This is a genomic window from Pseudomonas sp. S37, from assembly GCF_016658545.1.
Classification (GTDB): Bacteria; Pseudomonadota; Gammaproteobacteria; order Pseudomonadales; family Pseudomonadaceae; genus Aquipseudomonas.
In genome coordinates this window covers 1-14,411 of the sequence record NZ_JACVZC010000140.1, presented here as the reverse complement: position 1 = coordinate 14,411, position 14,411 = coordinate 1, and the positions used below count along the sequence as shown (strand labels likewise).

General features: G+C 62.8%; 11 protein-coding genes. 8 read left to right on the top strand and 3 right to left on the bottom strand.

Going from position 1 to position 14,411, the window contains the following annotated elements; genetic code table 11:
• Positions 1-94: 94 nt before the first annotated feature.
• Complete coding sequence (locus IAE39_RS26365) at positions 95-2,281, bottom strand: OsmC domain/YcaO domain-containing protein (RefSeq protein ID WP_201207427.1); 2,187 nt, start codon at positions 2,279-2,281, stop codon at positions 95-97.
• Between the two features lie 269 nt (positions 2,282-2,550).
• Between IAE39_RS26365 and IAE39_RS26360 the strand changes: the two genes are divergently transcribed.
• From IAE39_RS26360 to IAE39_RS26345, 4 genes are all read left to right on the top strand, one after another.
• Positions 2,551-3,006: a (2Fe-2S)-binding protein gene (locus IAE39_RS26360; RefSeq protein ID WP_201207426.1), complete on the top strand. Its 456-nt coding sequence runs from the start codon at positions 2,551-2,553 to the stop codon at positions 3,004-3,006.
• A complete protein-coding gene (locus IAE39_RS26355) occupies positions 3,006-5,255 on the top strand; it encodes a xanthine dehydrogenase family protein molybdopterin-binding subunit (RefSeq protein WP_201207425.1) in 2,250 nt (749 codons plus the stop codon). The genes IAE39_RS26360 and IAE39_RS26355 overlap by 1 nt, the downstream gene beginning before the upstream one ends.
• A 17-nt stretch (positions 5,256-5,272) precedes the next feature.
• Entirely contained in the window at positions 5,273-6,616 is a 1,344-nt protein-coding gene (locus IAE39_RS26350) for a c-type cytochrome (protein ID WP_201207424.1), read from the top strand.
• Positions 6,617-6,770: 154 nt separating this feature from the next.
• Positions 6,771-7,790, top strand: coding sequence for an XdhC family protein (locus tag IAE39_RS26345; RefSeq protein ID WP_201207423.1), 1,020 nt, complete (start codon positions 6,771-6,773; stop codon positions 7,788-7,790).
• 37 nt (positions 7,791-7,827) lie between these two features.
• Here IAE39_RS26345 and IAE39_RS26340 read toward each other — a convergent pair whose 3' ends face one another.
• Together IAE39_RS26340 and IAE39_RS26335 are read right to left on the bottom strand one after the other, a co-directional pair.
• Positions 7,828-9,063, bottom strand: coding sequence for an aromatic ring-hydroxylating oxygenase subunit alpha (locus IAE39_RS26340; RefSeq protein ID WP_201207422.1), 1,236 nt, complete (start codon positions 9,061-9,063; stop codon positions 7,828-7,830).
• A 170-nt stretch (positions 9,064-9,233) separates the two neighbouring features.
• The gene (locus tag IAE39_RS26335) at positions 9,234-10,196 is read right to left on the bottom strand and encodes a LysR family transcriptional regulator (protein WP_201207429.1); all 963 of its coding nucleotides are present in this window, start codon (positions 10,194-10,196) and stop codon (positions 9,234-9,236) included.
• Positions 10,197-10,481: 285 nt separating this feature from the next.
• Here IAE39_RS26335 and IAE39_RS26330 point away from each other — a divergent pair, with 285 nt between their 5' ends.
• From IAE39_RS26330 to IAE39_RS26315, 4 genes are all read left to right on the top strand, one after another.
• A complete protein-coding gene (locus IAE39_RS26330) occupies positions 10,482-11,495 on the top strand; it encodes a GlxA family transcriptional regulator (RefSeq protein WP_201207421.1) in 1,014 nt (337 codons plus the stop codon).
• A 152-nt stretch (positions 11,496-11,647) separates the two neighbouring features.
• Positions 11,648-12,976, top strand: a complete 1,329-nt coding sequence (locus IAE39_RS26325) for an MFS transporter (RefSeq protein ID WP_201207420.1) — start codon at positions 11,648-11,650, stop codon at positions 12,974-12,976.
• A gap of 79 nt (positions 12,977-13,055) precedes the next feature.
• Positions 13,056-13,646 (top strand): biliverdin-producing heme oxygenase, encoded by a 591-nt coding sequence (locus IAE39_RS26320; RefSeq protein WP_201207419.1) that lies wholly within the window; start codon positions 13,056-13,058, stop codon positions 13,644-13,646.
• Between the two features lie 242 nt (positions 13,647-13,888).
• On the top strand, positions 13,889-14,263 hold the full coding sequence (locus IAE39_RS26315) for a hypothetical protein (protein WP_236548830.1): 375 nt from the start codon (positions 13,889-13,891) through the stop codon (positions 14,261-14,263).
• Positions 14,264-14,411: the final 148 nt, after the last annotated feature.

The following is a 14,411-nucleotide window of genomic DNA, read 5'->3' as shown; positions in this document are numbered from 1 at the left end:
CCCCCCCCCCCCCCCCCCCCCCCCCCCCCCCCCCCCCCGCTCCTACACAGATGCTGCGTTGGTCTGAAGTGTCTGAACGTTCGAGCAGCAGCTATCAGGCAAACCTGGCTCGTGCCGCATGCAACTTCTTGTAGCTCTCGATCAGGCGCAGGTGGCGGTCGAGGCCTTCGAGTTTCATGCTGGTCGGGGTCAGGCCATGGAAGCGCACGCTGCCGTCCACCGAACCCAACACCGCGTCCATGCGCGCGTTGCCGAACATGCGGCGGAAGTTGGCTTCGTAGTCTTCCAGCTCCAGCTCGTCATCCAGGTGCACTTCCAGCACCACGTTCAACGCCTGATAGAACAGGCCACGCTCGACGGTGTTGTCGTTGAACTGCAGGAACGCCTCGACCAGTTCCTTGGCCTCCTCGAAGCGCTGTACAGCCAGGCAGATCAGCAACTTCAGCTCAAGAATGGTCAACTGGCCCCACACCGTGTTCTCGTCGAACTCGACGCCGATCAGTGTGGTGATGGTGGTGTAGTCATCCACATCGCAATTGTCCAGGCGCTTGAGCAGCAGCTTCAGCGGGCGGCTTTCAAGGTTGTGCAGGTTGAGGATGTCGGCACGGAAGGACAAGGCACGGTTGGTGTTGTCCCAGATCAGGTCCTCGACCGGGTAGATTTCCGAGTAGCCCGGTACCAGGATGCGGCAGGCCGTGGCGCCAAGGTTGTCATACACCGCCATGTACACTTCCTTGCCCAGCGCTTCGAGGATGCCGAACAGGGTCGCGGCTTCCTGCTGGTTGGAATCCTCGCCGTGCCCGGAGAAGTCCCACTCGACGAACTCGAAGTCGGCCTTGGTGCTGAAGAAGCGCCACGACACCACGCCACTGGAGTCGATGAAGTGCTCGACGAAGTTGTTCGGCTCGGTCAGGGCGTGGCTTTCGAAGGTGGGTTGCGGCAGGTCGTTGAGGCCTTCGAAGCTGCGGCCCTGCAGCAGTTCGGTAAGGCTGCGCTCCAGCGCCACTTCCAGGCTCGGATGGGCGCCGAACGAGGCGAACACACCACCGGTGCGCGGGTTCATCAGGGTCACGCACATGACCGGGAACTCGCCACCCAGCGAGGCATCCTTGACCAGCACCGGGAACCCTTGCTCTTCCAGGCCCTGAATGCCGGCGACAATCGCCGGGTACTTGGCCAGCACGTCCTGCGGCACGTCCGGCAGGCACAGTTCGCCCTCAAGAATTTCGCGCTTCACCGCACGCTCGAAGATTTCCGACAGGCACTGCACCTGCGCTTCGGCCAGGGTGTTGCCAGCGCTCATGCCGTTGCTGAGGAACAGGTTTTCGATCAGGTTGGACGGGAAGTACACCACCTGCTGGTCGGACTGGCGCACGAACGGCAGCGAGCAGATGCCGCGCGCCGTGTTGCCCGAGTTGGTGTCGTACAGGTGCGAGCCGCGCAACTCGCCGTCCGGGTTGTAGATTTCCAGGCAGTGTTCGTCGAGGATTTCGGCTGGCAGCGCATCGCGCGGGCCGGGCTTGAACCACTGCTCGTTCGGGTAGTGCACGAACGCCGCGTTGGCCAGGTCCTCGCCCCAGAACTGGTCGTTATAGAAGAAGTTGCAGTTCAGGCGCTCGATGAACTCACCCAGTGCCGAGGCCAGGGCGGCTTCCTTGGTGGCGCCCTTGCCGTTGGTGAAGCACATCGGCGACTGCGCGTCGCGCACGTGCAGCGACCACACGTTGGGCACGATGTTGCGCCACGAGGCGATTTCGATCTTCATCCCCAGCCCGGCAAGGATGCCCGACATGTTGGCGATGGTCTGCTCCAACGGCAGGTCCTTGCCAGCGATGTAGGTGCTGGTGTCCGACACCGGCATCAGCAGGCCCTGGGCATCGGCGTCGAGGTTGTCAACCACTTCGATGACGAACTCGGGGCCGGTCTGCACCACTTTCTTTACCGTGCAGCGGTCGATGGAACGCAGGATGCCCTGGCGGTCCTTCTCGGAAATGTCCTCGGGCAGCTCGACCTGGATCTTGAAGATCTGGTTGTAGCGGTTCTCCGGGTCGACGATGTTGTTCTGCGACAGGCGGATGTTTTCTGTGGGGATGTCGCGGGTCTGGCAGTACAGCTTGACGAAGTAAGCCGCGCACAAGGCCGAAGATGCCAGGAAATAGTCGAACGGGCCCGGGGCCGAACCATCGCCTTTGTAGCGGATCGGTTGGTCGGCGATCACCGTGAAGTCGTCGAACTTGGCTTCGAGACGGAGATTGTCGAGAAAATTGACCTTGATTTCCATGCGGGATTACCGTGATTTAAGCGTGTAAAACGAGATTGGCCGGCATTATCCGGGTTTTCGTTGTGGAAGTCCCCCTCGAAGCCGAATGCGCTACTGATTTGTGGGAGCGGCCTTGCGCATTCCACCGGATTACTTGCCCGATCCTCTGAGCCTTCCCCGCCAGCAGACCGGCGGTCGTCCCCCTGTGCTAGCGTTTCCAGATTGGGGAACAACGTATTCCCCACCTGACAAATAAACAGCGACAACAACCGATGACTGGCAGGTGAACCATGGAACTACGCATCAACCAGAAGACCTATCAGGTCGAGGCGGACGCCGACACGCCCCTGCTGTGGGTGATTCGCGATGACCTGGGTTTGACCGGCACCAAGTATGGCTGTGGCCTGGCCCAGTGCGGCGCCTGCTCGGTGCTGGTGGATGGCAACGTGGTGCGCGCCTGTGTCACCCCGGTAGTCGGCGTGGTCGGGCGCGAAGTCACCACCATCGAGGCGATCGAGGCCGATGCTGTCGGCAAACGGGTGGTCGCGGCCTGGGTCGAGCACCAGGTAGCCCAGTGCGGCTACTGCCAGTCCGGCCAGGTAATGGCCGCCACGGCGCTGCTCAAGCACACGCCCAAGCCCAGTGATGCGCAGATCGACGCCGCCATGGTCAACCTGTGCCGCTGCGGTACCTACAACGCCATCCATGCCGCTGTGCATGACCTGGCCCAAGGGGAGCAGGCCTGATGAACACGCCCGTCGATACCCCTGCCGAACTGCTCAAGCTGCAGCTGGGCGAAACGGTCAACCTGTCGCGCCGGCGCTTTCTGGCCGGCACCGCTGTCGGCGCCCTGGTGCTGGGTTTCGGCCTGCCCATGGGCTCGGCACGCGTGCAGGCCGCGGCTGCAGCAACGCCAGCGCGTGGTACACAGGTGCCGGCATTCCTGGAGATCCGCCCGGACGGTACGGTGCGCCTGCTCAGCCCGTTCATGGAAGGCGGGCAAGGCCCGTTCACAGCCATGGCGCAGATCGTCGGGGAAGAACTGGACGTCGACCCGGCCCATTTCGTGGTCGACAGCGCACCACCAGGTGAAGCTTATGTGGTGATGGAAAACGGCATGCGCATTACCGGTGGCAGCATGTCGGTGCGCATGAGCTATCCGACCATGCGCCGCCTGGGCGCCCTCGCCCGGGCCATGCTACTACAGGCAGGCGCCGAACAGCTGGGCGTGCCGGTCGAGGAACTTACAACCACGCCGGGCAACGTAATACATACCTCGACCGGGCGCTCCGTATCCTACGGCGAGCTGGCCGGGCGTGCCATGGACCTGCCGGTGCCCGACCCGGCCAGCGTCAAGTTGCGCGACCCCAGCCAGTTTCGCTGGATCGGCAAACCCGTACGGCGCCTGGATGCCTACGACAAGTCCACCGGCAAGGCCCAGTACTGCATCGACATCAAGGTCGACGGCATGCTCCACGCCGCCGTGCAGCATGCGCCGCGCCTGGGCATGACCGTGGGCAGCCTGCGCAATGAAGAGCAGGTCAAGGCCATGCAAGGCGTGCACTCGGTGCATCAGTTGCCGGGCGCCGTGGCCGTGGTCGCTGAACGCTGGTGGCATGCCAAGCGCGCGGTGGAAGCCATTCAGGTGGACTGGAAAGAGCCAGCCGCCGACAGCACGGTACGGCCGATGCCGGCCGATTTCTCCAGCGACGGCTGGCGCGAGCACCTGGCCAAGGTCGACGGCCCGGCGCGTGACGAAGAGAACGAAGGCGATGTTGCAGGTGCCTTGGCCAATGCCAAGACCAAGGTCGAGGCCAGCTACCACAACCAGTACCTCAATCACGCGCAGCTGGAACCACCCTCCGCCCTCGCCCGCTTCAACCCGGACGGCACCCTCGACGTATGGCTGCCCAACCAGGCACCGGACATGTTCCGTGACGACATTGCCAAGCGCACCGGCCTGGAAACCAGCCAAATCAACCTGCATTCGCCACTGCTGGGCGGTTTCTTCGGCCGCCACTTCCTCTACGACTCGGCCAACCCTTACCCGCAGGCAATTGCCCTGGCCAAGGCGGTTGGCCGACCGGTCAAGCTGATCTGGAGCCGCGAAGAGGAATTCCTGCGCGATGTGTTGCGCCCGGTCGCAGTAGTGAAGTTCCGCGCCGGGCTGGATGCCGACGGCATGCCGGTGGCCATCGAGGCAGTGAGCGCCACCGAAGGCCCGACCGAGGCCATCGCCGGCAAGCAAGGGGACAAGATCGACCCGACCGCGCTTGAGGGGCTGTCGGGCAAGTCGTACGCCATCGCCAACAAGCGCATCGCGCAGATCTACGTCAAAGGCCCGGCCATGCTCGGCTACTGGCGCTCGGTGGGCAATTCACTGAACGACTTCTTCTATGAGTCATTCCTCGACGAACTGGCTGACAAGGGCGGCAAGGACCCGTTCGCGTTGCGCTTGCACCTGCTGCGCGACAACCCGCGCCTGACCAACCTGCTGAACGCGGTCGCCGAATTGTCCGGTGGCTGGAAACGCGGGCCGTTCACCGCCGAAGACGGCAGCAAGCGCGCACGCGGCGTGGCCATGGCTTCACCGTTCGGTTCGGAGGCGGCAGTCATCGCAGAAGTGTCGATAGAAAACGGCGAGGTCAAGGTGCACGACATCTGGCAGGCCATCGACCCGGGCAGCATCGTCAACCCGGCGATCATCGAGCACCAGGTCAATGGTGCGGTCGCCCTGGGCCTGTCGCAGACGCTGGTGGAAGAAGCGGTGTACGTGGACGGCAAGCCGCGCGCGCGCAACTACGACCTGTACCCGATCCTGCCGCCTGCGCGCATGGCCCGGGTCCATGTGCGTATTGTCGAAAGCGGGGCGAAGATGGGCGGCATCGGTGAGCCACCGCTGCCCGCAGTGGCACCAGCAGTGGCCAATGCGGTCGCGCAGCTCACCGGCCAGCGCGTACGCAGCCTGCCAATGAGCCGCCACACCTTCAGCTAGCGCACAAGGAATGCCCCATGACCCATCGTTTCGCAAGAACCGCGGGCTGGCTGGCGCTGCCGTGCCTGGTCGCGGCAGGCCTGCTGGCCTGGTATGTCACCCGCGAGCCCGCCTCGCCGTTTGCCGATGCGCAGGCCAGTGCTGCCGACCCGGCGCTGGTCAGCCGCGGCGAGTATGTGGCGCGGCTCAGTGACTGCGTGGCCTGCCACAGCGTGCCGGACGGCAAGCCGTTCGCTGGCGGGTTGCAAATGGCCACCCCGCTGGGGGCGATCTACGCCACCAATATCACCCCCGACCAGGGCACGGGTATCGGCAGCTACAGCCTGGCCGACTTCGACCGCGCCGTGCGTCACGGTGTTGCGCCCGCCGGCCGGCGGCTGTACCCGGCCATGCCCTACCCGTCCTACGCCAAGCTCAGCGATGACGATGTAAAGGCGCTGTACGCGTTCTTCATGCACGGCGTGCAGCCGGTAAAGCAGGCCAACCTGGTCAACGACATTCCCTGGCCACTAAACCTGCGCTGGCCCATTGCAGTGTGGAATGGCCTGTTCGCCCCTACCGCGCCATACGCTGCACAAACCGGTCAGGATGCGCAGTGGAACCGTGGCGCTTACATCGTTCAGGGCCCCGGCCACTGCGGCAGTTGCCACACGCCACGCGGCCTGGCCTTCAACGAGAAAGCTCTGGATGACAGCGGCAAACCGTTCCTCGCCGGTGCATTGCTCGATGGCTGGTATGCACCCAGCCTGCGCGCTGACCACAACACCGGGCTGGGGCGCTGGAGCGAAGAGGAAATCGCCCGGTTCTTGAAAACCGGCCGCAACCGCCATGCAGTAGTGTTCGGCTCGATGACCGAAGCGTTCAACAACTCCACGCAGTTCATGAGTGACGACGACCTGGCCGCCATTGCCCGCTACCTGAAGTCACTGCCCGGCGACCCGCAACGTGATGGCGCACCCTGGCAGTATCAGGCGCAGTCGGCGGCTGCACGGCTCGACAGCCCGGGGGCGCATACCTACGTGACCCGCTGCGCGTCATGCCATGGCCTGGACGGCAAGGGCCAGGCCGAGTGGATGCCGCCATTGGCCGGGGCCACTTCGGCACTGGCCAAGGAGGACGCCTCGGCGATCAACATCACCCTTAACGGCTCGCAGCGGGTGGTCACTGCCGGGGTGCCGGATGCCTACCGCATGCCGGCGTTCCGCGAACAGCTGGGGGACCAGGAGATTGCCGAGGTACTGAGCTTTGTGCGTTCGGCGTGGGGTAACCACGGCGGCGCGGTGAGTGCGCAGTCGGTGGGCAAGTTGCGCGGGCATACCGACCCGGCCAGCAGTAGCCCGATCATCTTGCACATGCGCTGATGTGGGGGATGCCTGTGCTGGCCTGTTCGCGGGTAAACCCGGTCCCACAGGTTCATCACATGCCTGGCATATCGTGATCTTCCTGTAGGAGCGGGTTTACCCGCGAAGAGGCCAGCACAGCCACCGCTGAACATCAGGATTAATGGAGCCCCTAATGGAAAGCATCGACCTGCTGGTCCTGCGCACCACCCGCGACTGGCTAGCCGCCGGCCACCGCGTCCTGCTCGCTACGGTCGCCCGCACCTGGGGCTCCTCGCCGCGCCCGGTCGGCTCGATGATGGCCCTGCGCAGCGATGGCCGGGTGGTCGGCAGTGTCTCCGGTGGCTGTATCGAGGACGACCTCATCCACCGCCACACCCGCGCCTACGGCGGCCCCGACATGCCTGCCGGCCTGCCCCAGGTGGTGCGCTATGGCGTCAGCGCCGACGAGGCCCACCGTTTTGGCCTGCCCTGCGGCGGTACCCTTGAGCTGGTGCTGGAGTTCTCCCCCTCGCTGGCGCACCTGGAGCAACTGCTGGCGTGCCTGGACAGCGGTAGCCTGGTCCGCCGCAATCTCGACCTGCGCAACGGCGCAGCCAGCCTGACCGCCACCGCCACACCTGAACTGTTCAGTTTCGATGGCCAGCGCCTGCTCAGCACCCTCGGCCCGGGTTATCGCCTGCTGCTGATCGGTGCCGGGGCACTGGCCGAGTACCTGGCCACCATGGCCCTGTTCAACGGCTTCAGCGTTTCATTGTGCGACCCGCGCCCGGAATACACAGCGGGCTGGAGTATCGCCGGGGTCACGCTGCTGCCGGGCATGCCGGACGACGTGGTCCGCGCCTTCCGCGCGGACGTTCGCAGCGCCATCGTCGCCGTCAGCCACGACCCCAAGCTGGACGACCTGGCCCTGCTCGAAGCCTTGCACAGCCCGGCCTTCTATATTGGCGCCATCGGTTCGCGGCGCAACAGCCAGCTGCGCCGCGAACGGTTGATCGAACATTTTGGTGAAAGCGAAGCGTCGCTGCAGCGCCTGCATGGGCCGATTGGCATCTATATCGGCAGCAAGACCCCGGCCGAAATTGCCGTCAGTGTCATGGCCGAGATCCTCGCAGCGAAGAATGACGTTCGCTTGCCCAGCGCAGTCAACGTGACGCGAGCCAAGGAAGCCGAACAGCTCGCGCGGACCCTGTAGATCGGGTTTACCCGCGAAGTAGCCGCAGAGCCCTTGCTCAACCCACCGACTTCAATGGCACACGCCCGCTCAACCGCTCCAGCATGGTCGCGCAGTACCAGTCATCGAACTGGCACACACCGTTCTCGGCATTTTCCGAGAATGGCCCCGGTTCATAGGCCGGTGAAGAAACGCCAGCATGGGTGCCCTCCACCAGGCGTCGATCCTGGTCGTTGGTCGCCAGCCACACCTTGGTCAGCCGGTCGAGGTCGTAATCCACCCCCTCCACTGCCGACTCCGGCACCAGCCATTTGGTGGTCACCAGCGTTTCCCCGGGGCCAATCGGCAGCACGCGGAAGCTCAGCGCATGGTCGCCCAGGAAGTGGTTCCAGGTAGACGGGTAATTGAAGTACAGCAGCGCACCGATGTCCGCTTCGCCACTGCTGTCCAGTCGCCCATTCACCGCAGGCTTGCCGTCCATGGTGTAGCTGACCGCACCCGCCGACAACGGGATGCGGGTCATGCGGAAGCGCCCCAGCGGGTCCATGACCAGGCGGCTGGGCATGCCGGCGGTTTCGCAGCGGGTCCAGTGAGCGACCAGTTCGGGGTCGTCATCGCCACCCACCCCGGCCACCGACAGGTTCTCTACGAACGAGTTGAGCAGCTCGGGGTGGGTGCCGTCGCAGTGATAGCACTCGCGGTTGTTCTCGAACACCAGCTTCCAGTTGCCCTTTTCGATCAGGTTGGATTCGAAGGCAACCTTGCAGTTTTCCAGGCCATGCGGGGCAATGAACGGGCTGACCGCAGCACGGAAACTGGCAAAGTCTGGCGCCTGCTGCGCGACGCACACATAGATGTAGGTGTGCACCACTTGCACATGCACGGGCTTGAGGTTGTGTTGCGTCTTGTCGAAGTCCGCGCCCATGTTGCCGGCATAGATCAGGTTGCCGTCCAGCTCGAAGGTCCACTTGTGGTAGGGGCAAACCAGCTTGGCCACTTTGCCACTGGCGTGTTCGCACACTTTGGCGCCACGGTGGCGGCAGGCGTTGTGGAACGCGCGCACTTCGCCATCCTTGCCCCGCACCACGGCTACCGGGTAGTCACCGATCTGCAAGGTGAAGTACTGGCCCGCCTTTGGGATTTCGAAGGTATGGCCGGCAAACACCCAGTCCTTGTGCCAGATCTGTTCCAGGTCCTGACGGTAAACTTCGGGATCCAGGTATAACTCGCGTGGCAACACATGCCGTGGTTTACGCTGTTTGATCAGACTCATGACGGATTCATTGCTATTCATTATTATCCTCCAGCCACACGGCGCTCTCAACGACCGCGGACAATTACCAGACCCTTATTCTTTTTTGAACAACGTGTTGCCGCTCACCCGCAAGTTAAGCCACTGCCTTGCTCGCTACAAACAACATTTTCAAAGGCCATTGCATAAGGCGTCGTTATGCATTTATGACTTCAAACTCGCCAGCCGCTAAACTTTGAAAGCACCCAGTCACGCACTCGCCCGCACGCGTCATGCTCGGTATTTTCCCTGCAAGCCAGGTAATGCAGGCTATTGCGCAAGGTCACTTGCTCACGCACCGGCCTGGCCAGCCTGCCTTGCTCCACCAGGCCCGCCACCAACTGGTTCCAACCCAAAGCCACACCTTGGTCGGCCAGCACCATATTGATGATCAGGTTGTAGTCATTGGCGTGAAACAGCGGCGGGCTGCCGGCGTCACGCTCATCGATGTCCACGTTGTAGAACGCCAGCCACACGCTCCAGTCCACATGTTCGGCCACACCGGCCCGGCCGAACGGGCTCAGGTCGAGCAGCGCGCTGCTGCGCAGGCCTTCGAGCGTGCCGACCTCGGGGTGGCGCGCAAGGTATTGCGGCGAGCACACCGGGTAGATCACGTCATGGCACAGCGGGTAGATCGTGTAGGCCTCACCCACATTGGCAAACTTGGAAATGATCACATCCGGCTCAACCCCTGGCTCACGCGTCAGAAAGTTCTGCGTGGTGATCAGGTTGAGTTCGATATCCGGGTTGTTGGCACGAAACTCCTTGAGGTGATGCGATAACCAGAACGCCGAAAACGCCGGCGAGCAACAAATGGTCAGGACGTGCTTGTCCTGTGGGGTATGACGAATGCGCTCCGCCGCCTGGGCAATATTGACGAACGATAACTGGGAAGCCTCGAAAAACACCGAGCCCGCTGGCGTCAGCGAAACTGCACGGCCCACACGCTCGAACAACTGCGCACTCAGGTAGGTTTCCAGTTCGCGAATCTGCCGGCTGATAGCCGCCTGCGAAACACACAGTGCTTCCGCCGCCCGGGTGAAACTCTGGTACTTGGCGGCGGCCACAAAAGCTTTAACGGCGCGTAACGACGGCATGCGAAGTAACAAGGTATCGGGGTCAACTTGCCGCTGCAACATCCTGGTCTTATCTCCTCGTTCCGCGTGCTCGACAATTGAATCGTACACAGCACGCTGAAAAACACATCGGCACTAAAATTACTTTACGCATAACCCAAGGTTATACGAGAAATCGGCCCATTCACCGATAACACTGGGTTATTAAAGAATGCGTTGAAATGTCGTTGGACTTTGCCACTGTCTCGCACTTACATTACACCCCGACCCGTATACCAAAGCCTTCTTCGGAAGGCCTGAACACTGTTCGTCAGCCGAGCCACAGGTATCGGCCTTGGGTGCCTCATGACAATAACTACAAGAGCGTTCAGCCACACCTTCAAGGAGCGCAACCTGGGTTTCATGGCCCAATCGGTTGCCCGCCCCCAACCTTCCCGGGTGGGTTTCCTGTTGCTGGAAAACTTCTCCCTGCCCAGTTTCACCCAGGCCCTGGACGTGCTGGTCACGGCCAACCTGATTGCCCCCGGTTCGATCCGCGTGCACACCTTCAGCCACAACCACAACGAAGTAATGAGCGACCTGGCGATCCCCATCAGGCCAGACACGCCACTGACCGACGTGCGCCTGTGCGACCTCGACATCATGGTGGTCTGCGGTGGCCTGCGGGCCGCGCGTACCGTACCGGGCTGGTTGACCGCGCTGCTGAAGCGGCTGGCCAGGTTCCCGGTGGTGCTCGGCGGCTTGTGGAACGGTGCCTGGTACCTGGGCAGCGCCGGCCTGCTCGACGGCTACCGCTGCGCCATCCACCCGGAACAACGCATTGCCCTGGCCGAGCGCGTGCCGCACGCCCAGGTCACCCATGACGCCCTGGTGCTCGACCGCGACCGGCTGACCGCCGCTTCGCCGGCAGGCGCCTTCGAAATGATGCTGCAGTGGCTGAACATCGGCTGCAACCAGGCGCTGGCCGATGCCGTGCTCGACACGCTGGACCATGACCAGAGCAAGTTCCGCAGTTTTCAGAAGCCACTGCAACCCAAGGTCAGCCGGCCCCTGCGCGAGATCATCAAGCTGATGGAGGCCAACCTTGAGGAGCCGCTGGCGCCCGGGCAGTTGTGCCAGGCCATTGGCCTGTCGGTGCGCCAGGTGCAGCGGCTGTTCAAGGACCAGCTTGATACCACGCCACAGAAGTACTACTTCCAGCTGCGCATTACCGAAGCGCGGCGCCTGATCCAGAACTCCAACGCATCGATCTTCGATGTCTCCATTGCCTGCGGGTTCGTCTCGTGCACCCACTTCAGCAGGTCCTACAGTGCGTTCTTCGGCCACCCGCCATCGAAAGAAGTGCGTTATGAAATATGAGCGACAAGGCGCTCACTGATTACGCCGTCATCGGCACCGAAAACAACAATAACCGTATAGCCATCGATCACTGAATTTTCGAGATGGCTTCACGGCTCCGTCTTGGGAGTCGCGCTGCCCCTTTGCCTCGAAAACCCTATCGGGAGACAACAATGACAAGTCCTAATACCTCAGTCGAAGATGTACCGCTTAACCGCTTTCACAAGCTTCTCACTCTGCGTTCCGGCGGCGGCTCGTTCGTCGATGGTTATGTGTTGAGTATCATCGGTGTCGCCTTGGCACACATCAGCACGGCCTTGTCACTGGACAGTTTCTGGGAAGGCCTGATTGCCGCCTCGGCGCTGATCGGCATTTTCTTCGGCGGCTTCCTGGGCGGCTGGCTGACCGACCGTCTTGGCCGCAAGCGTTTGTTCTTCGTCGGGCCCACGCTGTTCATCGTCGCTTCGCTTGGGCAGTTCTGGGCCGACTCGGCGCTGGCCATCTTCCTGTTGCGCCTGGTAATCGGTATTGCGGTGGGTATCGAGTACCCGGTGGCCACCTCGCTGCTGGTCGAGTTCATGCCGAAAAAGTACCGCGGTCCACGCCTGGCCATGCTTACCATTCTATGGTTTGCCGGTGCCGCAGCTGCCTACATCGTTGGCGAACTGCTGCTGCGCAGCGGCGTCGAGGATGCCTGGCGCCTGGTGCTGGCCAGCTCCGCGATCATTGGCCTCGCGCTTTTCGTGGTACGTATCGGTACGCCCGAGTCGCCACGCTGGCTAATCAGCAAAGGCCGCAGCGCCGAAGCGGAACACGTGATCAAGGCGGTATATGGCAAGGACTTTTCCCTGCGCAACCTGCCCGAGCAAAGCGTCAGCCACAAGGTGAACATCTGGAGCCTGCTGTATGCCGGCTATGGCAAGCGCATGCTGTTTGTCATCGTGTTCTGGACCTGCTGCATCATCCCGCTGTTCTCGGTGTATGCATTTGCGCCCAAAGTGCTGGCGGCGCTGAACGTGAAAGGTGACAGCGCCTCGATCGGCTCGGTGCTGATCACGCTGTTCTTCGTCGTCGGCTGTGTGCTTGCTACCCGCCTGATCAACGTGATCGGCCGCCGCAACCTGCTGCTGTACAGCTTTCTGGTGTCGGGGCTGGCCTTGCTGTGCCTGGGCGCCTTGCACAGCAGCGCAGGCATCTGGATCCTGCTGTTCTTCGCCCTCTATGCGTTGTTCATCGGCGGCGCGCAGGTATTGACGCTGGTGTACCCGAACGAGATCTTCCCTACCGAAATCCGCGCGTTCGCCGTCGGCATGGGCACCTCCATCTCACGCATCGGTGCAGCGGTGGGCACCTACCTGGTGCCGATGTCGCTGGACGTGCTGGGCATTGCGCAGACCATGTACGTGGCCGCTGCCATCACATTCTTCGGCCTGCTGCTGTCCTGGCTGCTGGCCCCGGAAACCCGCTCGCTGAACCTGCAACAGGCAGCTGCCTTGGGTTAGATCGCCACGTGTGGTACTTGCTGCGTGCCAGGGGTGGCAAGCATGATGGCTACATTGCCCTTATGCCACGGATATGCCGATGACCGCTGTACCTTCCCCCCTTACAGAGCCAGGCCGCTGCAAACGCTTGAAAGCGGCCAGCAGCCGGGACCACGACAGCGTCGACCAATTGGTGATGGCTGCCCGGCCTTTCGAGAGCCGCGAACGCTATGGCCGGTTCCTGCAGGTGCAACACCGGTTTCATGGCAGCTTGTTGGCGCTGTATCAGGATCGGCAACTCAATGTGCAGCTGCCGGGGCTGATGGCGCTGTCACGCTTTGCGGCGGTCGAGGCCGATCTGCGTGACCTGGGCTGGCCTTTACCGCCGCGCCCCCAACCGGTCTGCGCCAGCCCGGCACAGGCCCTGGGCTGGTTGTACTGCAGTGAAGGGTCGAACCTGGGGGCGGCGTTTCTGTTCAAGTTCACCCAGCGCCTTGGCCTGGATGGCAGCCTGGGCGCCAGCCACCTGGCAGCGCACCCGGATGGCCGCGCGCTGCATTGGCGCGAGTTTGTTGCCAAAGTGGATGGTCTGCTGCTGGATGAGTGGCAAGAGGCAGAAGCGGTGGCTGGGGCGATAGCGGCGTTCGACAGCTATCGGGGCCATTTGCGCGAGGTGTTTGCAGACGGATGATCGCACGCATGGCACCGGCGTTGCCGGTGTTCGCGGCTAAAGCCGCTCCCACAAGGGTGGCGGGCGTTGATGTGAGCGACCCTTTTGCACCGGGCAAAGTTCTACAAGTTATTGCTGCAGCGAACTTTTTCCCGATTGCCGGTCTATGTGAAAGGCACAGACAGGTCGCGGCATGCGAGACAAGGTTCGCTCCACACCTGCTGGCCAGATGGCTCAATGGTTATCAGAGGTTGGCTTCGCTCATGAAAATACATGTCGCAAGGTTGATGCTGCTCGGCCTGTTCTCGTTCGCGGCGGTGGGCACGGCATCAGCAACACAAATGAAGGCGCCCGAGGCAGTGGCGCCGGCCGTTCAAGCACCGTTGCAAGCGGCCGGCAACCCTTGGTCGAGGGTGGCCAGTGCGGCCGTTGAACAGCCAGCCACGCTGCTGGCTCACGATGACGGCCGCTGGCACGACCACAGAAGCGACTGGCGCCGCGAACAGTGGCGGCGCGAGCAAGCCCGGCGGGACTGGGAGCGGCGGCGCGATTGGGAACGCCGTCGGGACTGGGAGCGCCGCCATGAGCGGGCGATGCACCAGCGGCACCATGACGAGCACCGTTACTACCGGCGCTAAAGCCGATGTGCCCTTTGTAGGAGCGGCCTTGTGTCGCGATCGGGCCGCAGAGCGGCCCAGGCGATATCTGTTTGAATGCTGAAATCGAGGGGCCGCTTTGAACTGGCCTAATGATCCCGGACACCTCTTAAGGGCGATATGATTCGCC

Excerpts from the sequence above, each read along its gene's own strand:
- IAE39_RS26365 (WP_201207427.1), bottom strand. The coding sequence starts at position 2,281 with ATGGAAATCAAGGTCAATTTTCTCGACAATCTCCGTCTCGAAGCCAAG.
- IAE39_RS26360 (WP_201207426.1), top strand. The coding sequence starts at position 2,551 with ATGGAACTACGCATCAACCAGAAGACCTATCAGGTCGAGGCGGACGCC.
- IAE39_RS26355 (WP_201207425.1), top strand. The coding sequence starts at position 3,006 with ATGAACACGCCCGTCGATACCCCTGCCGAACTGCTCAAGCTGCAGCTG.
- IAE39_RS26350 (WP_201207424.1), top strand. The coding sequence starts at position 5,273 with ATGACCCATCGTTTCGCAAGAACCGCGGGCTGGCTGGCGCTGCCGTGC.
- IAE39_RS26345 (WP_201207423.1), top strand. The coding sequence starts at position 6,771 with ATGGAAAGCATCGACCTGCTGGTCCTGCGCACCACCCGCGACTGGCTA.
- IAE39_RS26340 (WP_201207422.1), bottom strand. The coding sequence starts at position 9,063 with ATGAATAGCAATGAATCCGTCATGAGTCTGATCAAACAGCGTAAACCA.
- IAE39_RS26330 (WP_201207421.1), top strand. The coding sequence starts at position 10,482 with ATGACAATAACTACAAGAGCGTTCAGCCACACCTTCAAGGAGCGCAAC.
- IAE39_RS26325 (WP_201207420.1), top strand. The coding sequence starts at position 11,648 with ATGACAAGTCCTAATACCTCAGTCGAAGATGTACCGCTTAACCGCTTT.
- IAE39_RS26320 (WP_201207419.1), top strand. The coding sequence starts at position 13,056 with ATGACCGCTGTACCTTCCCCCCTTACAGAGCCAGGCCGCTGCAAACGC.
- IAE39_RS26315 (WP_236548830.1), top strand. The coding sequence starts at position 13,889 with ATGAAAATACATGTCGCAAGGTTGATGCTGCTCGGCCTGTTCTCGTTC.